The sequence below is a fragment of the Streptomyces anandii JCM 4720 genome, assembly GCF_014650655.1.
Classification (GTDB): domain Bacteria; phylum Actinomycetota; class Actinomycetes; order Streptomycetales; family Streptomycetaceae; genus Streptomyces; species Streptomyces anandii.
In genome coordinates this window covers 391,197-413,484 of the sequence record NZ_BMVJ01000004.1, presented here as the reverse complement: position 1 = coordinate 413,484, position 22,288 = coordinate 391,197, and the positions used below count along the sequence as shown (strand labels likewise).

The following is a 22,288-nucleotide window of genomic DNA, read 5'->3' as shown; positions in this document are numbered from 1 at the left end:
CCGGGACGTGGCGCAGCTTGGTAGCGCACTTGACTGGGGGTCAAGGGGTCGCAGGTTCAAATCCTGTCGTCCCGACGGTGTGCGGGGTCCCTGTGGGCGAGAAGCCCACGGGGACCCTTTCGCATGCGCCTCAGGGGCGTACCAGCAGCCGGAAGTCGAAGGCGTAGCGCGACGCGCGGTAGACGTGGGTGCCGTACTCCACCGGGCGGCCGGTGTCGTCGTAGGCCGTGCGCTGCATGGTGAGCAGGGCGGCGCCCTCCTGCTCGTCGAGGCGGGCGGCCTCCTCGGCGGTGGCCCGGCGGGCGCCGATGGTCTGCCGGGCACTGTGCAGGGTGATGCCGGCCGCGCGCATCATCCGGTACAGCCCGGTCGCCTCCAGCCGGGCGGTCTCCGTCTCGATCAGGCCCGCCGGCAGGTAGTTGCACAGGAACGCCACCGGCCGGCCGTGAGTGAACCGCAGCCGCTCCAGCAGCACCACCTCCGCGCCCTCCGCGACCGTGAGCGCGGCCGCGACGTCGGCGGGTGCGGGGACCCGCTCGTTGCGCAGCACGCGGGTGCCCGGTCCCTGCCCGGCCGCTTCCAGGTCGTCGTAGAGGCTGCTCAGTTCCAGCGGGCGCTTGACCTGGCTGTGCACCACCTGGGTGCCCACCCCGCGCCGTCTGACCAGGAGCCCCTTGTCGACGAGGGCCTGGATGGCCTGACGAACCGTGGGGCGGGACAGGCCCAGGCGTACGGACAGGTCGATCTCGTTGCCCAGGAGGTCGCCCGGGGCGAGGCGCCCGCGTTCGATCGCCGCCTCCAGTTGCTGGGACAGCTGGTGGTAGAGCGGCACCGGACTGCTCCGGTCCAGCATGAAGTCCAGGGTGTCGAGCGCACAGCCGGTCCCGGCACGGGATCGGTCACCGGTCACCGCCACGGGCACCCCCTTCGGTCACGTGCATGATGGTCAGTCAGGAAGCGTGTACGGCAAGGCACTTCAGAGGTGACGGCGACGGGTCGTGACCCGGCGGTCGTACTCGGCGCGGGCGTTCACCGCGGCCTCGCGGGAGGCCGACTGCGCGACCGGCACGTCCCACCAGGCCTCGGCCGGGGGAGCGGTGGCCGCCGGGTCCGTCTCGACGTACACGCAGGTCGGGCGGCTGGAGGCGCGGGCCGCGGCGAGCGCCTCGCGCAACTCGCCCACCGTCTTGGCGCGCAGCACCTCCATGCCGAGGCTGCCCGCGTTCGCGGCCAGGTCGACGGGGAGGGGCGCGCCGGTGAAGGAGCCGTCGGCCGCGCGGTGGCGGTAGGCGGTGCCGAACCGCTCGGCGCCGACCGACTCCGACAGCCCGCCGATGGAGGCGTACCCGTGGTTCTGGATCAGGACCAGATTGACCGGCAGGCCCTCCTGGACGGCCGTGACGATCTCCGTCGGCATCATCAGATACGTGCCGTCGCCGACCAGGGACCACACCACGGTCCCCGGCGCGGCCTGCTGCACGCCGATGGCGGCCGGGATCTCGTAGCCCATGCACGAGTAGCCGTACTCCAGGTGGTACTGCCGCCGCGAGCGGGCCCGCCACAGTTTGTGCAGGTCCCCGGGGAGCGATCCGGCCGCGTTGATCACCACGTCCTCCTCGCCGGCCACCGCGTCCAGCGCGCCCAGCACCTGCGTCTGGGTCGGCACCGCGCTGTCGTCGCCGGCCCGGCAGGCGTCCTCGACCACCCGTTCCCAGCGCTCCTTGCCGGCCCGGTACTCGGCCTCGTAGGCGGCCGGGACGCGGTGCCCGGCGAGCGCCTCGGTGAGCGCGGTGAGCCCGGCGCGGGCGTCGCAGACGAGGGTCGACGCCGCGAGCTTGTGGGCGTCGAAGGCGGTGATGTTGAGATTGAGGAAGCGGACGTCCGGGTTCTGGAAGAGGGTGCCGGAGGCCGTGGTGAAGTCGGTGTGGCGGGTGCCCACGCCGATGACCAGGTCCGCGGTGCGTGCGAGGTCGTCGGCGACGGCGGTGCCGGTGTGCCCGATGCCGCCGAGGTCGGCCGGGTGGTCGTGGCGCAGGGAGCCCTTGCCCGCCTGCGTCGAGGCGACCGGGACGCCGGTGGCGTCCACCAGCGCCTTCAGCGCGTCCTCGGCCGCGCTGTGGTGGACACCCCCTCCGGCGACGATCAGTGGGCGGGCGGCGGCGCGGATCGCGCGTACCGCGTCGGCGAGTTCGGCCGGATCGGGGGCGGGCCGCCGTACCCGCCAGACGCGCTCGGCGAAGAACTCCCGCGGCCAGTCGAAGGCCTCGGCCTGCACGTCCTGCGGCAGCGCGAGGGTCACCGCGCCGGTCTCGGCGGGGTCGGTGAGGACCCGCATCGCGTTCAGTGCGGACGGGATCAGCGCCTCCGCGCGGGTGACCCGGTCGAAGTAGCGGGAGACCGGGCGCAGGGTGTCGTTGACCGAGACGTCCGCCTCGCTCGGGTGCTCCAGCTGCTGGAGCAGCGGGTCGGCGGGGTGCGCGGCGAAGTAGTCGCCGGGCAGCAGCAGGACGGGAAGGCGGTTGATCGTGGCCAGCGCGGCCCCGGTGACGAGGTTGGTGGCGCCGGGGCCGATGGAGGTGGTCACCGCCTGTGTGGACAGCCGGTCGCGCTGGCGGGCGTAGCCCACGGCCGCGTGCACCATCGCCTGCTCGTTGCGACCCTGGTGAAACGGCATCAGCTCCTCGCCCGCCTCGACCAGCGCCTGGCCGACGCCGGCCACGTTGCCGTGGCCGAAGATGCCCCACATGCCGGCGATCAGCCGCTGCCGGACGCCGTCCCGCTCGGTGTACTGGGCGGCCAGGAAGCGCACCAGGGCCTGGGCGACGGTGAGGCGGGTGGTGGACTGGCTCATGGGGACCTCACTCGGAGACGGGGGAGGAGTCTGCGGGGGCGGAAGGCGTGGTGGAAGGCGTGGTGGGCGGGGCGGTGTAGAGGGGCAGGCGCGGGTCCACCGGCTGTGCGGGCCAGGTGCCGCGGATCCAGGCGTGGTCGGGGTGGTCGCGGATCAGCCAGGCGCGCTCGGCGTCCGGGCCCGCCATGACGTTGAGGTAGTACATGTGATGGCCGGGCACGGCCATCGACGGCCCGTGCCAGCCGTCCGGGATCAGCACCACGTCGCCGTCGCGCACCTCGGCCAGCACGTCGGTGTCCCGGCCGGGCCCGGAGGGCGAGACCCGCTGGTAGCCGAGGCCGGGCACGCCGTCGTGGTCCGCGAACTCGAAGTAGTAGATCTCCTCCAGGACCGACTCCTCGCCCGGCCGGTGCTCGTCGTGCTTGTGCGGCGGGAAGGAGGACCAGTTGCCGCCCGGGGTGATCACCTCCACGGCGATCAGCCGGTCGCACTCGAACACCCCGGCCGCGCCGAAGTTGTTGACCTGGCGCGAGCAGCTGCCGGTGCCGCGCAGCTCCACCGGTACGGCTCCGGCCGGGCCGTACCGGGCGGGCAGCCGGCGGGTGCAGCGGGCGCCCGTGAGCGCGAACCGTCCGCCGCCCGCCGAGGTGAGGGCCGTACGCGCGTCGCGCGGCACGTACGCGAAGTCGCTCACGCCGCTGAACACGCTTTCCCGGCCGGTCAGTTCGAAGGTGTGGTGGCCGGAGTCGTCCGCCGTCGCCACGGTGCAGGCGCCGGCCAGCGGCAGCACGATCCACTCGCTGTCGCCGGTGTCGAAGGTGTGCGTGCCGCCGGGCGGCAGTTCGAGGACGCGCAGGCTGGAGTGGGCCCAGCCGGCGGACTCGGGGCCGACGTCGACGGCATAGCGGCCGTCCGGGGAGCTGCCCGCCGGCACGTGGTGGCGTACGGCGCCCGGTGCCGGCGCGTCCTCCGACGAGGGTGACGTCGGGTGTGTCATCGGTGCTCGCCTCCTTCCGAGAGCAGGCCCACGGCCGTGTCGACGGCCGCCTCGACGCTGCCGCCGGCCGGGTAGAGCAGCGAGCGCCCGACCACCATGCCCCGCACGGTGGGCAGCCGCAGGGCCTTGCGCCAGCGTTCGTACGCGCCCTCCTGGTCGTCGCCGACCTCCCCGCCGAGGAGGACGACGGGCAGCGTGGAGGTCTGGAGCACCTCGGCCATGTCGTCCGGGTCCTCGGTCACCGGCAGCTTCAGCCAGGTGTACGCCGAGGTCCCGCCGAGCCCCGAGGCTATGGCGATGGAGCGGGTGACGGCCCCGGCCGACAGGTCGTTGACGACCCTGCCGCCGCTGCGCCGGGAGATGAACGGCTCGACGAAGAGGGGCAGGCGCAGCCCGGCCATCTCGTCGACCGCGCGGGCGGTGGCCTCCAGGGTGGCCAGCGAGCCCGGGTCGTCGTAGTCGATGCGCAGCAGCAGCTTGCCCGCGTCGAAGCGGAGCCGGGCGATGTCCCGGGCGCGGTGGCCGGTGAAGCGGTCGTCCATCTCGAAGGAGGCGCCCGCGAGGCCGCCGCGGTTCATGGAGCCCATGACCACCTTGCCCTCGAGCGCCCCGAGGAGCAGCAGGTCCTCCAGGACGTCGGCGGTGGCGAGCACCCCGTCCACGCCGGGCCGCGACAGCGCGGTGCACAGGCGCTCCAGCAGGTCGGCGCGGTTGGCCATGGCCATGGACCGGTCGCCGACGCCGAGGGCGCCGCGCGCGGGATGGTCGGCGGCCACGATCATCAGCCGGCCGCTGTCGCCGAGCAGCGGGCGGCGCACCCGGCGCGCGGCCGCCTCGGCGACGGCCTCGGGATGCCGGGCGCGGACCGAGGTGAGGTCGGGGATGCTGAGGGTCAAGGCGGGGCTCCGTTCGGGGAGTGGCCTGGTCGGCACTCCGGGCAGGCGGTGGTCAGGCGGTGTCCCGTACGAGGAGGCCGTCGACCTCCGCCGGGGTGGGCATCGCGGAGGAGCAGGCGAGGCGGGAGGCGACGAGTGCGCCGGCGGCGTTGGCGTACCGCATCGTGCGGGTCAGGTCCCAGCCGGAGAGCAGTCCGTGGCACAGTGCCCCGCCGAAGGCGTCGCCTGCGCCGAGCCCGTTGACGACCTCCACGGGCACCGGGGGCACCTCGGCGCGGGAGCCGTCGCGGTGCACGGCCAGCACGCCCTTGGGGCCCTGCTTGACGACGGCCAGTTCCACCCCGGCCGCCAGCAGCGCCTCGGCGCAGGCCTCCGGTTCGCGCACCCCGGTGGCGATCTCGCACTCGTCGAGGTTGCCGACCGCCACGGTGGCGTGCCGCAGCGCCTCGGCGTAGTGCGGGCGGGCCTCGTTGGGGTGGCGCCAGAACATCGGGCGCCAGTCCAGGTCGAAGACCGTGGTGCCGGACTTCGCGCGGTGGGCGAGCGCGGCGAGGGTGGCCGAGCGGCTCGGATCCTCGCTCAGCCCGGTGCCGGTGATCCAGAAGATCCGGGCCGCGCGGACGGCCGCGAGGTCCAGCTCCCCGGTGTGGATCTCCAGGTCGGGCGCCTTGGGCCGGCGGTAGAAGTAGAGCGGGAAGTCGTCCGGCGGGAAGATCTCGCAGAAGGTGACGGGCGTCGGGTACGCGGCCACCGGTGTCACCCAGCGGTCGTCCACGCCGAACTCCTTGAGCGCCTCGTGCAGATAGGCGCCGAAGGGGTCGTCGCCGGTACGGGTGATCACCGCCGAGGCGCGGCCCAGGCGGGCGGCGGCGACGGCCACGTTGGCGGCCGAACCGCCGAGGAACTTGCCGAAGGTCTCCACCCGCGCCAGGGGTACGCCCGACTGGAGCGGGTAGAGATCGACTCCGATGCGGCCCATCGTGATCAGGTCGAAGGACGGTACGGAGTCGGAGTCGGTGCCGGGGGGTACGGACTCAACGGGCTCTGCCATGCGCGACGCTCCTCGAGCTGTGCCGGGGGTGGGCCCCGGGGGCCTGCCGCCTCCCAGGTGTAGGACTCCGGGGCCCACGCTGTCAATAGTTTGTACTTACATTCGGACTAGCTCGTGAAATGATGTCTTAACAAAGTATTGACAGCGGGCGCGCCAGAGGATTGGATCCCGTCCCAACGCACCAGCCGCCCAGGCGGCACACGGACCGGCGCCACGCAGGGCGCCGGCCCGGGGATCCCTCCCATCACCCCCCCTTTCCCCCGTCGCGCAGCACAGTGAGGTGCAGGAAAGATGGACCGCTCTTCTCGCTCCCGCAGACTCGCCCCCGTCGTGGCCGTGGCCGCGGCGGCGGCCCTGACCCTCGCCGGCTGCTCCAGCAGCTCGGGCGGAAAGAAGTCCGAGGAGGGCGGTGGCGCCGCATCCGCGGGCAAGGCCACCACGCCGCGGATGACGGTCGCGCTGGTCACGCACCAGGCGCCCGGCGACACCTTCTGGGACATCGTCCGCAAGGGCGCCGAGGCGGCGGCCGCCAAGGACAACATCAAGCTCGTCTACTCCGCCGACCCCAACGCCGGCACCCAGGCCAACCTCGTACAGAACGCCATCGACCAGAAGGTCGACGGCATCGCGGTCACCCTCGCCAAGCCGGACGCCATGAAGAGCGTCATCGGCAAGGCCACCAGCGCCGGCATACCCGTGGTCGGCCTCAACTCCGGCGTCAGCGACTGGAAGAAGCTCGGCCTCACCGAGTTCTTCGGGCAGGACGAGGGCGTGGCCGGCGAGGCCTTCGGCAACAAGCTCAACGAGGTCGGCGCCAAGAAGGCCGTCTGCGTGATCCAGGAGCAGGGCAACATCGGCCTGACCCAGCGCTGCGACGGCGTGAAGAAGACCTTCAAGGGCACCACCGAGACGCTGTACGTGAACGGCACCGACATGCCGTCCGTGAAGTCGACGATCACCGCCAAGCTCAAGCAGGACAGCGGCATCGACTACGTCGTCACCCTGGGCGCGCCCTTCGCTCTGACCGCCGTGCAGTCGGTCAGCGACGCCGGCAGCAAGGCCAAGATCGCCACCTTCGACCTCAACAAGGACCTCACCGGGGCGATCCAGAAGGGCACCATCCAGTTCGCCGTCGACCAGCAGCCCTACCTCCAGGGCTACCTCGCGGTCGACTCCCTGTGGCTCTACAAGAACAACGGCAACTACAGCGGCGGCGGTGTGCAGCCGGTGCTGACCGGCCCGGCCTTCGTCGACAAGTCCAACGTCGACAAGGTCGCGGAGTTCGCCGCGAAGGGCACTCGGTGATCGACATGTCCCAGCAGGCCGCGCCGGCGGTGGCGACACCGCCGGCTCCCGGCTCCGGGCAGGCCGACGGGCGGACCGCGCGCCGCCCGCTGGCGCTCAGGCTGCTCGCCCGCCCGGAGGTCGGCGTCTTCCTCGGCGCCGTCGCCGTGCTCGTGTTCTTCCTGATCGCCGCGCCGTCGGTCCGCCAGGGCAGCTCGATGGCGACGATCCTCTACCAGTCGTCGACCATCGGCATCATGGCGCTGCCCGTGGCGCTGCTCATGATCGGCGGCGAGTTCGACCTTTCCGCCGGCGTCGCGGTCATCACCTCCGCGCTGACCGCGAGCATGCTCAGCTACCAGCTCACCCTGAACGTGTGGGCCGGAGTGATCGTCGCCTTGGTGGTGTCCCTGGCCGTCGGCGCCTTCAACGGCTGGATGCTGGTGAAGACGGGACTGCCGAGCTTCCTCGTGACCCTCGGCACCTTCCTGATCCTCCAGGGCGTCAACCTCGCCGTCACCAAGCTCGTCACCGGCAACGTCGCCACCGACGACATCAGCAACATGGACGGATTCGACCAGGCCAAGGCCCTGTTCGCCTCCTCCTTCGACGTCGGCGGGGTCGAGGTGAAGATCACCGTGGTGTGGTGGCTGGTCTTCGCGGCGATCGCCACCTGGGTGCTGCTGCGCACCAAGTACGGCAACTGGGTCTTCGCCGTCGGTGGCAACAAGGACAGCGCCCGCGCGGTCGGCGTCCCCGTCACCTTCACCAAGATCACGCTGTTCATGCTGGTCGGCTTCGGCGCCTGGTTCGTCGGCATGCACCAGCTGTTCTCCTTCAACACCGTCCAGTCCGGCGAGGGCGTCGGCCAGGAGCTCATCTACATCGCCGCGGCGGTCATCGGCGGCTGCCTGCTCACCGGCGGCTACGGCTCCGCCGTCGGCCCCGTCTTCGGCGCCTTCATGTTCGGCATGGTGAACCAGGGCATCGTCTACGCCGGCTGGAACCCCGACTGGTTCAAGGCGTTCCTCGGCGTGATGCTGCTCGGCGCCGTACTCATCAATCTGTGGGTCCAGCGCACGGCGACCCGGAGGTGACCGGCATGACGACCAACGCGGCCAGCGAGAGCGGCACTCACGGCGCCGTCCTGAAGGACACCAGTCCCGAGGGGGAGGGGCCGGTCGTCGAACTGCGCGGCGCCGGCAAGTCCTACGGCAACATCCGCGCCCTGCACGGCGTCGACCTCGCCGTCCACTCCGGCAGGGTCACCTGCGTGCTCGGCGACAACGGCGCGGGCAAGTCCACCCTCATCAAGATCGTCTCCGGGCTGCACCAGCACACCGAGGGCGAATTCCTCGTGGACGGCGCCCCGGTGCGGTTCGGCACCCCGCGCGAGGCCCTCGACAAGGGCATCGCCACCGTCTACCAGGACCTCGCCACCGTGCCCCTGATGCCGGTGTGGCGCAACTTCTTCCTCGGCTCCGAGATGACCAAGGGCCCCTGGCCCGTACGCCGTCTCGACATCGCCCGCATGAAGCGGACCGCGGACGAGGAACTGCGCAACATGGGCATCGTCCTGGACGACCTGGAGCAGCCCATCGGCACCCTCTCCGGCGGCCAGCGCCAGTGCGTGGCGATCGCCCGCGCCGTCTACTTCGGCGCCCGCGTCCTCATCCTCGACGAGCCCACCGCCGCCCTCGGCGTCAAGCAGTCCGGTGTGGTCCTCAAGTACATCGCCGCCGCCCGCGACCGCGGTCTCGGCGTCATCTTCATCACCCACAACCCCCACCACGCCTACATGGTCGGCGACCACTTCAGCGTGCTGCGCCTGGGCACCCTCGAGCTGTCCGCCGACCGCAGCGAGGTGAGCCTAGAGGAACTGACCAACCACATGGCGGGCGGCGCCGAACTGGCCGCCCTCAAGCACGAACTCGCCCAGGTACGGGGTGTCGACGTGGACGGACTCCCCGAGGAGCGGGACCTCACCGCTCCCGCGCCGCCCACCTCGACCTCGGCGCCCGCCGCGCCCACGTCGCCCACCACGACCTCGGCGCCCGCAGCCCCCGTACCGCCGGCCCCGGAAGGGAAATGACGACATGACCCCTGTGCTGGACCGCATCCGGGTCGGCTCCGCCCCCGACTCCTGGGGCGTGTGGTTCCCCGACGACCCGCGGCAGGTCCCCTGGGAACGCTTCCTCGACGAGGTCGCCGAGGCCGGCTACTCCTGGATCGAGCTCGGCCCCTACGGCTACCTGCCCACCGACCCCGCCCGCCTCACCGACGAGGTGGACCGGCGCGGCCTGAAGGTCTCCGCGGGCACCGTCTTCACCGGCCTGCACCGCGGCCCCGCGGTGTGGGAGTCCACCTGGGCCCACGTCAGCCAGGTCGCCGCCCTCACCCAGGCCATGGGCGCCCGGCACCTCGTCGTCATCCCCTCCTTCTGGCGCGACGACAAGACCGCCGAGATCCTGGAGCCCCCGGAGCTGACCGCCGAGCAGTGGGCCCACCTCACCAAGGGCATGGAACGGCTCGGCCACGAGGTGAAGGAGACCTACGGCCTCGACATCGTCGTCCACCCGCACGCCGACACCCATGTCGACACCGAGGCGCACGTCGAGCGCTTCCTGGACTCCACCGACTCCGGGCTGGTCAACCTGTGCCTGGACACCGGGCACTACGCCTACTGCGGAGGCGACAGCGTCAAGCTGATCGAGACCTACGGCGAGCGCATCGGCTACCTGCACCTCAAGCAGGTCGACCCGGCGATCCTCGCCGACGTGGTGGCCGGCGAGGTGCCGTTCGGGCCGGCCGTCGCGCGCGGCGTGATGTGCGAGCCGCCCGCCGGAGTGCCCGAGCTCGGGCCGGTCCTCACGGCCGCGCAGAAGCTCGGCGTGGACCTGTTCGCCATCGTCGAGCAGGACATGTACCCGTGCGAGCCGGACAAGCCGCTGCCGATCGCGGTGCGCACCCGCAGGTTCCTGCGGTCCTGCGGCGCCTGACGGGATCCCCGCTCCCGCGGCCGGCGTCCGCCCGCACGGGAGGCGGCACGCGGCGTGCCCGTGGTGCTCCGCTCGTGACCTTGCCGCGCTACAGTCGGTCTGGTACGGGATCCGAGCGCCACCTCCCGCGCCCGTCGCCCGGGGGCGCCGCGTCCGCCACGTCCTCGACGGGGAGCCGCATGAGCACACCGCGTGACCTGATGATCACCGCCCTGGACGTGGCGCCGAGCCGGCCGCTGGAGCGCGGCGACCTCTCCCTCGCGCTGGCCGGGGCGGAGGCGTACGACATGCTGCGCGCCGAGGTGATCGGGCTGGACGGCGAGCGGATCGTGCCCCGGCCGGGGACCGGTCTCGGCGACCGGCTGCTGGACGAGGCCGTGGCCTCGCTGGTCGGCCAGGTGCCCTACGAGTCCCTGGAGGACTGGCTGTGGCGGCGCGGGCAGGGCCTGGCGCCGGCGTATCTGGCCGAGCTGGAGCAGGAGGGCGGCGTCACCTGGGAGCGCAGCCGCTGGCTGCCGTTCCGCGGGGGGCGGGCGGTCCTGGCCGACACGGAGGAGCGGCAGCGGGCGGCCTACCGCTGGGCGGCCGACGAGCCCGTGCTGCTGGCCCTCGCGGCGGCCGTGGGCATCCGCGACGAGCCCACGGCCTGGGACCCGTCGCTCACCGACGAAGCGGTCGTGACGGTACTGGCCGCAGTCCACGACGCCGTCATGGAGCTGGAGGCCGTGCGCCAGCGCCGGGCCATCGAGGACGCCGCCTTCGCCAACGTCTGGCGCGGCGCCTAGCCCTGCGGGGCCCTCCCGTCCGCCCGTCGCCGTCGTGCCCGGCGGGCGGTGGGGGACGGGGGCTCTTATCCTGAGGGCGCGGGACTCGGGGTTCGCGTCGCCGGTGGCGGTCGCGGGTTCGTACTCACGCGTTTGGAGTCGGCACATGACGCACGCGTGCTCGAGGCTGTGCCGGTCGGCCGTCACCGTGACCGCCGCGGGAATGCTCGTGGTGCCGGTCGCGGCGACCGGGGCCGCCGCCGGCACCGGATCCCCCGGCGGCCCCGTCACCGCCGCGACGACGACGGTGCCCGGCGTGTCGCGGGTGTCCGGCTCGTCGCCCTCGCCGTCCCCCGATGTCCGTACCCTCGACGCCGGGGTCGCCCGGCAGCTCGACCAGGCCGTGCGGCGCGTCATGCGACAGGCCGCCGTGCCGGGGGTCACGGTCGGGCTGTGGACCCCCGGCCGGGGCCAGTACGTGAAGTCCTTCGGCGTCGCCGACATCGGCAGCGGGCGCAAGATGTCCCCCGACCTGTTCATGCGCATCGGCAGCGAGACCAAGACCTTCACCGTGACCGCGCTGCTGCAGCTGGTCGACCAGCACAAGGTGGGCCTGGACGACCCCATCGGCAAGTACGTCGACGGCGTACCGAACGGCGACAGGATCACCCTGCGCGACCTGGCCGGAATGCGCAGCGGGCTGTTCAACTACTCGGCGGACGACGGCTTCTACAAGGCCCTGACCTCCGACCCGCGGCGCAGCTTCACTCCGCAGCAGCTCCTCGGCTACGCCTTCCGGCACCCCGTCCTCTTCCCGCCGGGCGAGAAGTTCTACTACTCCAACACCAACCTCGTCCTGCTCGGCCTCGTCGTCGAGAAGATGAGCGGCCAGTCGCTCGCCGACTACATCCACGCCCACGTACTCGTCCCCGCCGGCATGGACCACACCTCCTTCCCCGCAGGCACCGAGTTCCCCCAGCCGCACGCGCAGGGCTACACCAACCAGACCGCCGACGGCCGGGTCGCCGCCACCGCGGGCTGGAGCAGCTCCTGGGCCTGGGCCGCCGGCGCGATGATCTCCACCCTGGACGACCTGCACACCTGGGCCCGCACCGTGGCCACCGGCGTCTTCCCCGACGGCAGCACCATGGTCGGCCCGGCCACGCAGAAGCAGCGCCTCACCACCCCGCCCACCGGGGTTCCCGGCGCCGGCTACGGCCTCGGCATCTTCGACGTCCAGGGCTGGATCGGCCACAACGGCTCCATCCCGGGCTACGAGTCGCTCACCGTCTACCTGCCCTCCGCCCGCACCACCCTCGTCGTCCTGCTGAACACCGACATCGACTACAAGGGCAGCGAACCCAGCACCCTGTTCGGCCGGGCCATCACGGAGATCGTCAGCCCACGGCACGTGTTCGACCTGCCCGCCGAGCCCGCCGCCAGATGATCCCGGCCCCCGCGACCGGTCCTTAGACTGAACCACGTGTCCCAGGCCCACATCCCCGTGCCGGCCGACCGGTCGATGACCGGCACGACCGCCTGCACGGCCGCCGCGCGCAGCCCCCTGCGCACCTTCCTGCGGACCGAGACCGGCAGCGCCGCCGTCCTGCTCGCGGCCGCGCTCGCCGCACTGGTGTGGGCCAACGTCTCACCCGGCGGCTACGAGTCCTTCTGGCACACCCGGCTGAGCCTCAGCGTCGGGCGGACCGGCGTCTCCCTGACCCTGCGCGAGTGGGTCAACAGCGGGCTGATGACGCTGTTCTTCTTCGTCGTCGGACTCGAGGCCCGCCGCGAGTTCGACATCGGCGAACTGCGCGAACGCCGGCGCCTCGCGCTCTCCGCGATCGCCGGCGTCAGCGGCATGGCCGTACCGGTGGCGATCTACCTCGCCCTCAACGCCGGGCACCCTTCCGCGCAGGGCTGGGGCGCCGCCATGTCCACCGACACCGCCTTCGCGCTCGGCTTCCTCGCCGTCTTCGGATCCCGGCTGCCCGGCGGACTGCGCGTGTTCGTCCTCGGTGTCGCCGTCGCCGACGACTTCCTCGCCCTGGCCGTCATCGCCTTCGCCTACAGCAGCACCCTCTACGTCCCCGCCCTGCTCACCGCGCTCGGCGTCCTCGCCGTCCTGCTCGCCATGCGAGCGGCCGGCGTACGCATCTCCGCCCTGTACCTGCTGCCCGCCGTCGCCCTGTGGGGAGCCCTGCTGCGCTCCGGCGTGGACCCGGTGGTCAGCGGCCTGGTCATGGGCCTGCTCACCTACGCCCACCCCGCCCAGCGGCACGCCCTGGAGCGCGCCAGCCGGCTCTTCCGCCGCTACCGCGAGCAGCCCACCCCCGAACTGGAACGCACCCTGCGCCGGGGCCTGGCCTCCACCCTCTCGCCCAACGAGCGCCTGCAGCGCATGTTCCACCCCTGGACCAGCCATGTGATCGTGCCGCTGTTCGCCCTCGCCAACGCCGGACTCACGGTGAGCGCGGCCCGGCTCGCCGACGCCTTCACCTCACCCGTCACCCTCGGCATCCTGCTCGGTTTCGTCCTCGGCAAGCCCATCGGCGTCGTCGGCTCCACGTGGCTCGCCTCCCGGCTCAGCCGGGGCCGGCTGCGCCCGCCGATCGGCTGGGGCGCCATCGCCGCGGGCGGCGGCCTGGCCGGGGTCGGCTTCACCGTGTCCCTGCTGATCGCCACGCTCGCCTTCCGCGGGGCACGGCTGGAGGAGGCGAAGATCGGCATCCTCTCCGCCGTGCTGTGCTCCTTCCTCGTCACCTGGCTGGTGACGCGGGTGCTCGCCCTGCTGCCGCCGCGCCGCCGCGCCCGCGCCCTGCTGGGCAGCGGCGACGTCATCGTCGACCTCAGCGAGCCCGTCGACGTGACCCGCGACCACGTCCGCGGCCCGCTGGACGCACCGGTCACCCTCGTCGAGTACGGCGACTACGAGTGCCCGTACTGCGGCCTCGCCGAGCCCGTCGTACGCGAACTGCTCGCCGACTTCGGCGACGACGTGCGCTACGTCTGGCGCCACCTGCCGCTGACCGACGTCCACCCCAGCGCGCAGCTCGCCGCCGAGGCCGCGGAGGCCGCCGCCCGCCAGGGCCGCTACTGGGAGATGCACGACGTCCTCATCAGCCACCAGGGCGACCTGCGCGTCAAGGACCTGCTGCGCTACGCCGGACGGGTGGGCCTCGACACGGAACGCTTCCGCCGGGACCTGCAGGGACGCGCGGGCGCGGAGCGGGTCGCCGAGGACGTCGAGTCGGCCGACCTGAGCGACGTCTCCGGCACCCCCACCTTCTTCGTCAACGGCCGCCGCCACCACGGAGCGTACGACATCGGCACCCTGTCGGCGGCGGTCCGTGCCGCCCGCGAGCGGGCCGTCCTCGCCGGGGCGGGCCCGCGCGGCTGACAACGGGCCGGCGCGTGCGCACTGCCTCGACCCGGCCGCTCAGGCCGTGCGCACCTCCGCCAGGCGCACCGGGCGGTGCTCGTGCAGCGACAGCGTGCACGCCTCCGCGATCCACCCGGCCTCCAGCGCGTCCGCGACGGTGCACGGCGACGGCAGCGTGCCCGCCACCACCTCGGTGAACGCGGTCAGTTCGGCGCGGTAGGCGGCGGTGAACCGGTCCATGAAGAAGTCGTGCGGGGTCCCGGCCGGGAAGGTCACCCCCGGTTCCACCGAGCGCAGCGGCAGCTTGTCGTCCAGGCCGACCGCGATCGAGTCGGCGAAGCCGTGCAGCTCCATGCGCACGTCGTAACCCCGCGCGTTGTGGCGGCTGTTGGACACCATGGCGATCGTCCCGTCGTCCAGGGTGAGCACCGCGCCGGTGGTGTCCGCGTCGCCCGCCTCCCGGATGTAGTCGGCGCCCCGGTTGCCGCCCACGGCGTACACCTCGGTCACCTCACGCCCGGTGACCCAGCGGATGACGTCGAAGTCGTGCACCGAGCAGTCCCGGAAGATCCCTCCCGAGGCGGCCACGTACGCGGCCGGCGGCGGGGCCGGGTCCAGCGTGGTGGACCGCACGGTGTGCAGCCTGCCCAGCTCACCGGCGCGCACGGCGGCACGGGCGGCCGCGAAACCGGCGTCGAAGCGGCGGTTGAACCCGATCTGGACGGGCACCTCGCCGTCCCGCACCGCCTCGAGCACCTCGACGCCCTCCGCCATGGTGCGCGCCACCGGCTTCTCGCAGAAGACCGGGACGCCCGCCTCGACGGCGGCGAGGATCAGGGCGGGGTGGGCGTCGGTCGCGGCGGCCACGACGACGCCGTCGACGCCCGAGGCGAGCGCCGCCTCGGGCGAGTCGGCCACCTCGGCCCCGAACCGCTCGGCGGCCGCCTTGGCGGCGTCCGCGAACGGGTCGGCGACGACGAGAGAGGTGACCGCGTCGAGTCCGGACAGGGTCTCGGCGTGGAAGGCGCCGATGCGGCCGAGGCCGAGGATTGCGATACGCATGGGCGTTGCTGCTCCTGAGTGCGGTGCGGTTCGGTGTGATGCGGTGCGGTTCGGTGGGATGCGACGGGTGGTACGGGCGTCGGGGCGGGGGAGGGGCTAGTCGAGGCCGCCGAGGACGTTCTGGTCCCAGTCGATCACCGAGCCGGTGACCACCCCGGACCGCTCGGACAGCAGCAGGACCACGAAGTCGGCGATCTCGTCCGGTTGGCCGAGCCGGCCCATCGGCAGCCGCGCGGCGGCCTGTTCGCGCCAGTCGTCCCCGGCGCCGTGGAAGGCGCGCTGGGTGGCGTCCTCGCCCTCGGTGGCGGTCCAGCCGATGTTCAGGCCGTTGATCCGGACGCGGTCGAAGCGGTGCGCGTGCGCGGCGTTGCGGGTCAGGCCCGCGAGCCCGGCCTTGGCGGCGACGTACGGCGCGAGGAAGGGCTGCCCGCCGTGCGCGGAGGAGGTGATGATGTTGACGATCGTGCCGGGCGCCTTCCGGGCCAGCATGTCCGCCACCGCCGCCTGCATCGCGAAGAACGGCCCCTTGAGGTTGACCGCGACATGCGCGTCGAACAGCTCGGGCGTCGTGTCCAGCAGGGTGCCGCGCGAGGTGAGGCCCGCCGAGTTCACCAGGCAGTCGATCCGGCCGTACGCCGAGACCGCCTCGGCCACCGCGCCCTTGGCCTGTCCGGCGTCGGCGAGGTCGGCGCGTACGAACATCGCCCTGCCCCCGGCGGCAGTCAGCTCGGCCACCAGCTCCTCGCCGGGCTCGGGCCGCCGTCCCGTCACGGCGACCACGGCGCCCTCACGGACGGCGGCCCGCGCGACCGCGGCCCCGACGCCCTGCGTACCGCCGTTGACGAGGACCACCTTGTCCTCGAGAAGTCCCCTGGGTCCCATGGAGTCCCCTGTCCCGTCGTGCCTGTCGTGCCTGTCGTGCTTGTCGTGTCCCCTGCCCGGCACCGGGTCCTCAGCGGCTCTCGCGCCGTGCGCCGCCCGCGCGCAGTTCCGCGCGGAGCCGGTCCGGCGCCCACTCCTCGCGCAGCGCCCGGCGCACGAGGTCCGCCTGCGAGGGCGGGGCCATGCCGTCGACGGGCGGGTCCCGGTCGAGGTTGGTGGGGAACGGGTAGCCCTCCGCGCTCGCGGCGACGACGTTCTCGAGCCAGGTGCCGTCGGCCCCCTCGGCCCGCCGCCGGAGCAGTACCGGGTAGACGGCGTTCACCACGGCCTCGCGGTCCACGGTCTCCATCGCGCGCCCGAAGGCGGAGGAGATCTGGAGCAGATTGGCCATGCGCCGCACGTCCGCCGACCGGTTCGTGCCGGCCGCGTGGAACACCGCCGGGTTGAAGAAGGCGGCGTCGCCCTTGGCCAGCGGCAGCTGCACGTGGTGCGCGTCGAAGTAGGCCTGGAACGCGGGCAGCCGCCAGGCCAGGTAGCCCGGCTCGTACGTCTGTGAGTAGGGCAGGTACATGGTCGGCCCGGACTCCACCGGCATGTCGCAGTGCGCGACCGCACCCTGGAGCGTGAGCACCGGGGAGAGGCGGTGGACGTGCGCCGGATAGGCGGCGGCGGCCTCGCCGCTGAGGAAGCCGAGGTGGTAGTCGCGGTGCGCGGTCTGGGCGGCGCCGCCGGGGTTGACCACGTTGACCTGGGAGGTGACCTGGTAGCCGGGACCGAGCCAGGCCTCGCCGGCCAGCGCGAGCACGTCGTTGGCGTAGTACGCGGCGAAGGCGTCCGGATCGTGCAGGGCGGCCTTCTCCAGGGCGTTCCACACCCGGTCGTTGGCGCCCGGCGGGGCGAAGTGGTCGCCGGCGCCCGCGCCCGAGGCGCGCTGCGCGGCGATCAGCGCCTCGAAGACGGCGGTGGCCCGGTCGACCACCTCCGGGTCGGGGAAGGCAGCCCGGAACACCACGATGCCGGGGCCCGCGGTGAGGGCGTGGACCAGTTCCTCGCGCACGCCGTCGCGGTCGGCGGCCGTGAGGCGTCCGGCGTCGTAGACCAGGACGTTCCGCTCGACCGCCGAGGCGTGAGGGTAGTCGGCCGGGTCCGTGGTCCGCTCGACGAGGGCGCGGAAGTCGTCGAGGTCGCAGTCCCGCTCGGACAGCCGGACGCGGGGAGGCGCTGGGGTGAAGGCGGGGGTGGAGGACATCCTCGTCCTTTCGGTCGCGTAGGGCCCTCGCTCGAGGCCCTGTTCGTCGCGCGAGGCGACGCGGCTCTGTCATTCTTGTCCTGACAAACACCTCGAACAACCAGCAGCCGCCCATCAAAAACCCCTCAAGGAGCCCGCATGGGGCACCCCTTCCCGATCCGTGAGATCGCCCGTCAGGCCGGGCTGAGCGAGGCCACCGTCGACCGTGTGCTCAACGGCCGCGGCGGGGTGCGGGAGAGCACCGCGCGGGAGGTGCACCGGGCCATCGCCGACCTGGACCGGCAGCGCACCCAGGTGCGGCTGGTCGGGCGCACCTTCATGCTCGACATCGTGGTGCGGGCGCCCGAGCGGTTCACCACCGCGGTGCGGGCCGCCCTGGAGGCCGAACTGCCTTCCCTGCACCCGGCGGTGGTGCGTTCCCGCTTCCACTTCCGCGAGACCGGCCCGGTCCGCGAGCAGGTGGCGACGCTCGACCGGATCGCGCGGCGCGGCTCCCAGGGCGTCGTCCTCAAGGCGCCGGACGTCCCCGAGGTCACCGCGGCCGTCGGCCGGCTGGTGGCGGCCGGCATCCCGGTGGTCACCCTGGTGACCGACCTGCCCGCGAGCCCCCGCCTCGCCTACGTCGGCAGCGACAACCGGGCCGCGGGGGCGACGGCCGCGTATCTGATGGGCCAGTGGCTGGGCGACCGGCCCGGCAATGTGCTCACCAGCCTCAGCAGTGGCTTCTTCCGCAACGAGGAGGAGCGCGAGATGGGCTTCCGCAGCGCCATGCGGGCCGGCCACCCGCAGCGCGCGCTGGTGGAGATCGCCGAGGGGCAGGGCCTGGACGCCACCCAGTACGACCTCGTCCGGGCCGCCCTGGAACGCGATCCGGAGATCCGCGCGGTCTACTCGATCGGCGGCGGCAACATCGCCACCCTGAAAGCCTTCGCGGAACTCGGCCGCGAGTGCGCGGTGTTCATCGCCCACGACCTCGACCAGGACAACACCCGGCTGCTGCGCGAGCACCGCCTGTCCGCCGTGCTCCACCACGACCTGCGCCAGGACATGCGGGAGGCCTGTCACCTGGTGATGCGCGCCCACGGCGCCCTGCCGCCCGCCGGGCCGACGCTGCCGTCCGCGATCCAGGTCGTGACCCCGTACAACATGCCTCCGCAGAGCCCGGATCTCAGGGGCTGATGCCCTACGCATGCCCTCGCAGGCCCCGGACCTCGGAGGCTGATGCCCTACGCATGCCCTCGCAGGCCCGGACCTCGGAGGCTGATGCCCGACGCATGCCTTCACAGGCCGCGGACCTCGGAGGCTGATGCCGCCCCGGCGCATGGCCCGACCTCAGAGGTTGACGGCGTACACCTTGCGCAGTGTCTCGTGGACCGTCCACGTGGTGCGGTCGCCCTCGCGCAGCACGGCCATGTCGCCCGGACCGACGCGCAGGGTGGGCCCGCCCTCGATCTCGACCGTGGCCGAGCCGCTGACGACGACGAACACCTCGTCGGCCTCGGTGTCGGTGACGACCCCGGGCGTGATCTGCCAGATCCCGCGCGCCTGCCGCCCGTCCGCCGACTCCCACACCACCTTGCCGGTCACCTCCGGAGTCCCGGAGACGATCTGCCGCGGGTCCAGCGGCTCGGGCACGAGTTCGGCGTCGGGCACGTGCAGGGCGAAGCTCTCGTTCATGCGGGGACCCTAGCCGGGCCGGGGCGGGTGCCGAGGTGGACAGAGTGTGGGGGATGGGCGGGGGCGCACGGACACTTCGTCGGGTCCGGGGCAGGGGGCGCCCGAGTGGCGGGTGCGAGGGGCCCGGGTGATCGTTGAGGGACCCGGCCCACGCACGTCCGTGAAGAGAGCGGCCATGGCGGACACCCCTGCGGGCGCCCCGCGAGGGCCCGCGCACGACACCCGGTCGATGGTGCTCTTCGGCGGTGCCTACGGGGCCGTGGTCGCCAGCGCCATGGTCGCCGCGCTCACCGAGTACGGGCACACCTCCCGCGCCAGCCGCCGCTACGACGCCGCCTGGTTGCTGGTGACCGCCTTCGCCTCCGCCCTCGCGCACGGCTACGCGCACTACATCGCCGAACGCGGCCCCCGCCGGCGCGGGCAGGCGCTGCGCGCCCTGGCCGCCGAGTGGCCGCTGGTCGCGGCCATGCTGCCGAGCGTCCTCATCCTCGCGGGCGGCGGCTGGGGCTGGTGGCCCGCGGACAGCGTCGAACTCCCGGCCTTCGTCTTCAACATCGCGCTCCTGTTCGCCCTCGGCCTCTACACGGCGCGGGCCGCGGGCCGCCGATGGGCCGCGGCCCTGGCGACCGGCGTGGGGGACGCGCTCCTCGGGGTGCTCGTCGTCGTGGCCAACGCGGTCATCAAGTAGCTCGGGCCCCGATCGCCGGAACCGGACGGCAATACAACAGACAAGATTTGTTGACGATCTTGTTCGGCTGGACGTGGCCGCGCTCGCGAGGCACCGCCGGATCAGGGGTTCCCGTCCGGCCCGTCGCCCAGCCCCGTGCACGCCACCTCCCCGTTCACCTCGGCGCAGGCCTCCACGCCCCGGGGAGAGCGGACGGCGAGCATGGGGCTGGTGTCGTCCCGTGTGTCGTCGGCGGAGTAGGTGGCCGACAGGGTGTCCTGGTCCGTGCGCACCGAGACCTCCCGGGCCACCGCGCCCCGCACCCGCACCTGCGACCAGGCGGTGCCGCACGACGGCGACCAGCGCAGCCGCACGGTGTACGAGGCTTCGCTCACCGCGCTCTTGGTCTGGGCGTCCCCCGCACAGACGGAGGCGCCCGGCAGCCCGCCCTGGCAGGACCCGGGGCGACAGCGCCGAGCGGCCGCGGCGGGCGTGACGGGCGTGGCCGGTGCGGCGGCTTTGGTGCCGGGCGAGGGGGATGCGGTGGTCACGACGGCCTTGTCGCCGGGGGCGGCGCCGCGGAAGGACCCGGTCGGGACGGTGGCGGCCACGGCCACCGCCGCGATCGTGGTGAGCAGGGTGAGCGCCGGCAGCAGCGGCAGCCGTCCGCCGCCCTTCACGGGCGGCCCGGCGGGCGCGAGCGGCGGCTCGGCCGCCGTGTCCCACAGCGCCAGCGCCGGGGCCGGATCGGCGCCGGCCAGCCGCGCCAGCGCCTCCACGGCCGAGCGGGGCGGGTGCTTGGCGCCGGTCAGATAGCGGTGCCAGGCGGACTTGCTGTAAGGGGTGCGCGCGGCGAGGGCGGCCAGGCTGAGTCCGGTACGGTCCCGCAGCTCACCCAGCGCCGCGACCAGCGGCCGGGACGACGCCGGGGGCGGGGAGGAGGCCGAGGGCGACGGCGGGGGCCCGGCAACCGGTCCGGTCGTCGTCCCGGGCTCCGATTCCGCTCCTGCTCCTGCCGCTGCTCCTGCTCCTGGTTCGGCTCCCTGGGGCTGCCGCATGCTGCCGCTCCCGACTCCATTCCCGCTTTGGGCGTTTCGCCCCGGTTGCCGCAATGGCTTCCCTCGGCCGGCGGGTCGCCACACATCCGCTCCGGCAAAAACCGACGGCCCGTCAGGGAACGCGCGGGTTCCCCGACGAGCCGGCCGGGCCGTCATGTCGTACGGCGGTGAAGGGGACGCGTCAGCACCACGGCACGGTGCGGCGCACCCGCACGTAGCGCGCGGAGACGTAGCCCCGCAGGTGGCCCCGGATGTACGCGAGTCGGTACCACTGTCGGTCGCCGCGCACCCAGGAGCCGTAGGTCCGGCACTGCACTGCGATCAGGCGGCCCGCGTGACGGACGCCGATCACGCGGTGGGCGTAGCCGGGACCGGAGCGGACGTTCAGCGGGAAGCGGTGGGTGGTCACCCGCCCGAGGACGGGGGTCGAACGGCGGTGCGTCATGCGTCGGTTGACGTGAGGGGTGTACCGGACGTGGGCGGGCGCCGGGAGCAGCGCGGGCGGCAATTGGGGCGCGAGCGCCGACGCGGCGGGGCGCGAGGCGGGGACGGCCGGGGCGGCGTCGGCCGCCGGCACGAGCGCGAGCACCGCGACCGTGGCCAGCAGGCCGCTGGTGAGGGTCCGTCGGATCATGGCAACCTCCGGGCTTTCGTTGGCGGCGACCACGTGCCGTGATCACCTGCCGCCCAGCGTTTCCGCGCCGGCCGCCCGGGATGCCGTCCCCGCGTCCCGGGGACGGCGGGGACGTTCCCGGGGACGTCCCCGGGGCAAGGCGGGGGCGTCCCCGGGGGCGTGACCGCGCCCAGCGGGACCCCCTGCGGGCAAAATACTTGAGTAACGCAACGATTTGGTAAACTGGGGTGTATGCTCACGTCCTCCCCGCCCCCCGGACCGGTCTCCCCCGAAGTGGCCGACATCGAGCGCGCCCTGACGCGCATCACCTACCTGAGTACCCGGGCCCGGCAGCACGAGCGGCTGATGGGTCTGGCGGGGGTGCCGCTGGACCGTGCCGCGGTCGCCCTGCTGCGCCAGATCGCCGACTGCGAGCCGCAGCGGCCGGGCGAGCTGGCCCACCGCCTGGGCGTGGAGCCCTCGCACGTCACGCGCACGGTCCAGCAGCTCCAGAAGTCCGGCCACGTCACCCGGGTCCCCGACCCCGACGACCGCCGTGCCCAGCGCATCCAGCTCACCGAGCTGGGCCGGGACGCCATCGCCCGCATCCGCGAGGCCGGCGCCCGCGTGATGCAGCTCGCCCTGGCGGACTGGTCCCCCGAGGAGCTGCGCCGGCTCGCGACCCTCTTCCACCGCATGGTCGACGACTTCCTCGCCTACGCCAAGGACGTCGACGGCGAGCACGAGCAGACGGAGGCCGCCCCGCGCGCACGCTGAGTCACCGTGCCCACGCGAAGCCACCCGGCCGCGTGCGGTAGGGTTTACCTGCGCGTTCACGCGGACCACCACCGCGCGG

At 73.3% G+C, this 22,288-nt stretch carries 21 protein-coding genes and 1 tRNA gene; 11 read left to right on the top strand and 11 right to left on the bottom strand.

Annotated features, from left to right (window positions below; genetic code table 11):
• Nucleotide 1: 1 nt before the first annotated feature.
• A tRNA-Pro gene (locus tag IE249_RS10540) sits at nt 2–75 on the top strand.
• 55 nt (nt 76–130) lie between these two features.
• Here the strand turns inward: IE249_RS10540 and IE249_RS10535 are convergent.
• From IE249_RS10535 to iolC, 5 genes are read right to left on the bottom strand one after another with little or no spacing between them, the layout of a single operon-like run.
• Nucleotides 131–916: a GntR family transcriptional regulator gene (locus IE249_RS10535; protein WP_308434323.1), complete on the bottom strand. Its 786-nt coding sequence runs from the start codon at nt 914–916 to the stop codon at nt 131–133.
• Between the two features lie 60 nt (nt 917–976).
• Complete coding sequence (iolD, locus tag IE249_RS10530; RefSeq protein ID WP_189704500.1) at nt 977–2,851, bottom strand: 3D-(3,5/4)-trihydroxycyclohexane-1,2-dione acylhydrolase (decyclizing); 1,875 nt, start codon at nt 2,849–2,851, stop codon at nt 977–979.
• Nucleotides 2,852–2,858: 7 nt separating this feature from the next.
• Nucleotides 2,859–3,848 carry a 5-deoxy-glucuronate isomerase gene (gene iolB / locus IE249_RS10525; protein WP_189704499.1) on the bottom strand — a complete coding sequence of 330 codons (990 nt, stop codon included), beginning with the start codon at nt 3,846–3,848 and terminating at the stop codon, nt 2,859–2,861.
• Nucleotides 3,845–4,744, bottom strand: a complete 900-nt coding sequence (locus IE249_RS10520) for a Cgl0159 family (beta/alpha)8-fold protein (protein ID WP_189704498.1) — start codon at nt 4,742–4,744, stop codon at nt 3,845–3,847. Before IE249_RS10520 ends, iolB begins: the two co-directional genes overlap by 4 nt.
• A gap of 52 nt (nt 4,745–4,796) precedes the next feature.
• Nucleotides 4,797–5,795: a 5-dehydro-2-deoxygluconokinase gene (gene iolC, locus IE249_RS10515; protein ID WP_189704497.1), complete on the bottom strand. Its 999-nt coding sequence runs from the start codon at nt 5,793–5,795 to the stop codon at nt 4,797–4,799.
• Nucleotides 5,796–6,086: 291 nt separating this feature from the next.
• On the opposite strand from iolC, the gene IE249_RS10510 reads away from it, so the two are divergent.
• From IE249_RS10510 to nhaA, 7 genes are all read left to right on the top strand, one after another.
• On the top strand, nt 6,087–7,100 hold the full coding sequence (locus IE249_RS10510; RefSeq protein WP_189704496.1) for a sugar ABC transporter substrate-binding protein: 1,014 nt from the start codon (nt 6,087–6,089) through the stop codon (nt 7,098–7,100).
• Entirely contained in the window at nt 7,100–8,176 is a 1,077-nt protein-coding gene (locus tag IE249_RS10505) for an ABC transporter permease (RefSeq protein WP_189704568.1), read from the top strand. The genes IE249_RS10510 and IE249_RS10505 overlap by 1 nt, the downstream gene beginning before the upstream one ends.
• A 5-nt stretch (nt 8,177–8,181) precedes the next feature.
• Entirely contained in the window at nt 8,182–9,171 is a 990-nt protein-coding gene (locus IE249_RS10500; RefSeq protein ID WP_229858025.1) for an ATP-binding cassette domain-containing protein, read from the top strand.
• A gap of 4 nt (nt 9,172–9,175) precedes the next feature.
• A complete protein-coding gene (locus IE249_RS10495) occupies nt 9,176–10,078 on the top strand; it encodes a sugar phosphate isomerase/epimerase family protein (protein ID WP_189704495.1) in 903 nt (300 codons plus the stop codon).
• A gap of 179 nt (nt 10,079–10,257) precedes the next feature.
• Entirely contained in the window at nt 10,258–10,863 is a 606-nt protein-coding gene (locus IE249_RS10490; protein WP_189704494.1) for a GOLPH3/VPS74 family protein, read from the top strand.
• Between the two features lie 145 nt (nt 10,864–11,008).
• Complete coding sequence (locus IE249_RS10485) at nt 11,009–12,289, top strand: serine hydrolase domain-containing protein (RefSeq protein ID WP_189704493.1); 1,281 nt, start codon at nt 11,009–11,011, stop codon at nt 12,287–12,289.
• 75 nt (nt 12,290–12,364) lie between these two features.
• Nucleotides 12,365–14,242 (top strand): Na+/H+ antiporter NhaA, encoded by a 1,878-nt coding sequence (gene nhaA / locus IE249_RS10480; RefSeq protein WP_189704567.1) that lies wholly within the window; start codon nt 12,365–12,367, stop codon nt 14,240–14,242.
• Nucleotides 14,243–14,281: 39 nt separating this feature from the next.
• Here the strand turns inward: nhaA and IE249_RS10475 are convergent, their stop codons facing one another.
• The 3 genes from IE249_RS10475 to IE249_RS10465 all read right to left on the bottom strand — a co-directional run bounded on the left by IE249_RS10475 (nt 14,282) and on the right by IE249_RS10465 (nt 17,417).
• Nucleotides 14,282–15,286, bottom strand: coding sequence for a Gfo/Idh/MocA family protein (locus IE249_RS10475; protein WP_189704492.1), 1,005 nt, complete (start codon nt 15,284–15,286; stop codon nt 14,282–14,284).
• A 96-nt stretch (nt 15,287–15,382) separates the two neighbouring features.
• Nucleotides 15,383–16,168, bottom strand: a complete 786-nt coding sequence (locus tag IE249_RS10470) for an SDR family oxidoreductase (RefSeq protein ID WP_189704491.1) — start codon at nt 16,166–16,168, stop codon at nt 15,383–15,385.
• Between the two features lie 70 nt (nt 16,169–16,238).
• Nucleotides 16,239–17,417, bottom strand: coding sequence for a phytanoyl-CoA dioxygenase family protein (locus IE249_RS10465; protein ID WP_189704490.1), 1,179 nt, complete (start codon nt 17,415–17,417; stop codon nt 16,239–16,241).
• A 138-nt stretch (nt 17,418–17,555) separates the two neighbouring features.
• On the opposite strand from IE249_RS10465, the gene IE249_RS10460 reads away from it, so the two are divergent.
• Nucleotides 17,556–18,596: a LacI family DNA-binding transcriptional regulator gene (locus IE249_RS10460; protein ID WP_189704489.1), complete on the top strand. Its 1,041-nt coding sequence runs from the start codon at nt 17,556–17,558 to the stop codon at nt 18,594–18,596.
• A gap of 153 nt (nt 18,597–18,749) precedes the next feature.
• Here the strand turns inward: IE249_RS10460 and IE249_RS10455 are convergent, their stop codons facing one another.
• Nucleotides 18,750–19,094 carry a cupin domain-containing protein gene (locus IE249_RS10455; RefSeq protein WP_189704488.1) on the bottom strand — a complete coding sequence of 115 codons (345 nt, stop codon included), beginning with the start codon at nt 19,092–19,094 and terminating at the stop codon, nt 18,750–18,752.
• A 175-nt stretch (nt 19,095–19,269) separates the two neighbouring features.
• Here IE249_RS10455 and IE249_RS10450 point away from each other — a divergent pair, with 175 nt between their 5' ends.
• Nucleotides 19,270–19,782 carry a hypothetical protein gene (locus IE249_RS10450; protein WP_189704487.1) on the top strand — a complete coding sequence of 171 codons (513 nt, stop codon included), beginning with the start codon at nt 19,270–19,272 and terminating at the stop codon, nt 19,780–19,782.
• Nucleotides 19,783–19,883: 101 nt separating this feature from the next.
• Here IE249_RS10450 and IE249_RS10445 read toward each other — a convergent pair whose 3' ends face one another.
• Both IE249_RS10445 and IE249_RS10440 read right to left on the bottom strand, forming a co-directional pair.
• Complete coding sequence (locus IE249_RS10445; protein WP_189704486.1) at nt 19,884–20,819, bottom strand: helix-turn-helix domain-containing protein; 936 nt, start codon at nt 20,817–20,819, stop codon at nt 19,884–19,886.
• Nucleotides 20,820–21,000: 181 nt separating this feature from the next.
• Nucleotides 21,001–21,453, bottom strand: coding sequence for an SH3 domain-containing protein (locus tag IE249_RS10440; RefSeq protein ID WP_189704485.1), 453 nt, complete (start codon nt 21,451–21,453; stop codon nt 21,001–21,003).
• A gap of 231 nt (nt 21,454–21,684) precedes the next feature.
• Between IE249_RS10440 and IE249_RS10435 the strand changes: the two genes are divergently transcribed.
• Nucleotides 21,685–22,209 carry a MarR family winged helix-turn-helix transcriptional regulator gene (locus IE249_RS10435; RefSeq protein ID WP_189704484.1) on the top strand — a complete coding sequence of 175 codons (525 nt, stop codon included), beginning with the start codon at nt 21,685–21,687 and terminating at the stop codon, nt 22,207–22,209.
• Nucleotides 22,210–22,288 lie beyond the last annotated feature (79 nt).

Excerpts from the sequence above, each read along its gene's own strand:
- IE249_RS10455 (WP_189704488.1), bottom strand. The coding sequence starts at position 19,094 with ATGAACGAGAGCTTCGCCCTGCACGTGCCCGACGCCGAACTCGTGCCC.
- IE249_RS10470 (WP_189704491.1), bottom strand. The coding sequence starts at position 16,168 with ATGGGACCCAGGGGACTTCTCGAGGACAAGGTGGTCCTCGTCAACGGC.
- IE249_RS10460 (WP_189704489.1), top strand. The coding sequence starts at position 17,556 with ATGGGGCACCCCTTCCCGATCCGTGAGATCGCCCGTCAGGCCGGGCTG.
- IE249_RS10475 (WP_189704492.1), bottom strand. The coding sequence starts at position 15,286 with ATGCGTATCGCAATCCTCGGCCTCGGCCGCATCGGCGCCTTCCACGCC.
- iolD (WP_189704500.1), bottom strand. The coding sequence starts at position 2,851 with ATGAGCCAGTCCACCACCCGCCTCACCGTCGCCCAGGCCCTGGTGCGC.
- IE249_RS10465 (WP_189704490.1), bottom strand. The coding sequence starts at position 17,417 with ATGTCCTCCACCCCCGCCTTCACCCCAGCGCCTCCCCGCGTCCGGCTG.
- iolC (WP_189704497.1), bottom strand. The coding sequence starts at position 5,795 with ATGGCAGAGCCCGTTGAGTCCGTACCCCCCGGCACCGACTCCGACTCC.
- IE249_RS10500 (WP_229858025.1), top strand. The coding sequence starts at position 8,182 with ATGACGACCAACGCGGCCAGCGAGAGCGGCACTCACGGCGCCGTCCTG.
- IE249_RS10450 (WP_189704487.1), top strand. The coding sequence starts at position 19,270 with ATGGCGGACACCCCTGCGGGCGCCCCGCGAGGGCCCGCGCACGACACC.
- IE249_RS10510 (WP_189704496.1), top strand. The coding sequence starts at position 6,087 with ATGGACCGCTCTTCTCGCTCCCGCAGACTCGCCCCCGTCGTGGCCGTG.
- IE249_RS10435 (WP_189704484.1), top strand. The coding sequence starts at position 21,685 with ATGCTCACGTCCTCCCCGCCCCCCGGACCGGTCTCCCCCGAAGTGGCC.
- IE249_RS10495 (WP_189704495.1), top strand. The coding sequence starts at position 9,176 with ATGACCCCTGTGCTGGACCGCATCCGGGTCGGCTCCGCCCCCGACTCC.
- IE249_RS10440 (WP_189704485.1), bottom strand. The coding sequence starts at position 21,453 with ATGATCCGACGGACCCTCACCAGCGGCCTGCTGGCCACGGTCGCGGTG.
- iolB (WP_189704499.1), bottom strand. The coding sequence starts at position 3,848 with ATGACACACCCGACGTCACCCTCGTCGGAGGACGCGCCGGCACCGGGC.
- IE249_RS10485 (WP_189704493.1), top strand. The coding sequence starts at position 11,009 with ATGACGCACGCGTGCTCGAGGCTGTGCCGGTCGGCCGTCACCGTGACC.
- nhaA (WP_189704567.1), top strand. The coding sequence starts at position 12,365 with ATGACCGGCACGACCGCCTGCACGGCCGCCGCGCGCAGCCCCCTGCGC.
- IE249_RS10445 (WP_189704486.1), bottom strand. The coding sequence starts at position 20,819 with ATGCGGCAGCCCCAGGGAGCCGAACCAGGAGCAGGAGCAGCGGCAGGA.
- IE249_RS10490 (WP_189704494.1), top strand. The coding sequence starts at position 10,258 with ATGAGCACACCGCGTGACCTGATGATCACCGCCCTGGACGTGGCGCCG.